Consider the following 596-nt stretch of genomic DNA (forward strand, 5'->3'; position numbering starts at 1 on the left):
GGATATAGAGCGAGGATCCTTTCTGGCTTTTTTGCAGTTCAGTTGCCAGCTTGATCCGCTGGGCCTCGCCCCCGGAGAGTTCGGTCGCTGATTGCCCGAGTCTTAAGTAGCCAAGACCGACCTCGCGCACAATATCCAGCGCCCTGTAAATTACCGGGTCTTCGTCAAAAAAGTTGCATGCCTGTTCAACCGTCATTTCCAGCACTTGCGCGATGTTGTGTTCTTTGTAGGTTATTTCCAGCGTCTGGGGGTTATACCTGCTGCCATTACAGACCGGACATGGCGTGTAAACGCTGGGCAAAAACAATAGTTCAACCATAACAAAACCTTCGCCCTGACAGTTCGGGCAGCGTCCCTTTGCAACGTTGAAGGAAAAACGTCCTGCATCATATTTCCTTTTCTTTGCGAGCGGGGTATCGGCAAAGCGTTTGCGCACGTGGTCGAATAATCCGGTGTAGGTGGAAAGGTTTGACCTTGGCGTCCGTCCTATGGGTTTCTGATCGACAACCACCAGCCTGCTGATCTGATCCAGTCCTGAGCAGATTCTTCCGCTTAGCGGTAAACCTGTTTGTTCTTGCGGCATCTCTAAAGGGAGA

Annotated in this window: 1 pseudogene; it reads right to left on the bottom strand. The window is 51.3% G+C overall.

From position 1 onward, the window contains the following. A pseudogene (locus R2S57_RS30430) lies at nucleotides 1–596 on the bottom strand (excinuclease ABC subunit A); the annotation flags it as partial.

The sequence above is a fragment of the Pedobacter psychrodurus genome (assembly GCF_032678585.1).
GTDB classification, from domain to species: Bacteria; Bacteroidota; Bacteroidia; order Sphingobacteriales; family Sphingobacteriaceae; genus Pedobacter; species Pedobacter psychrodurus_A.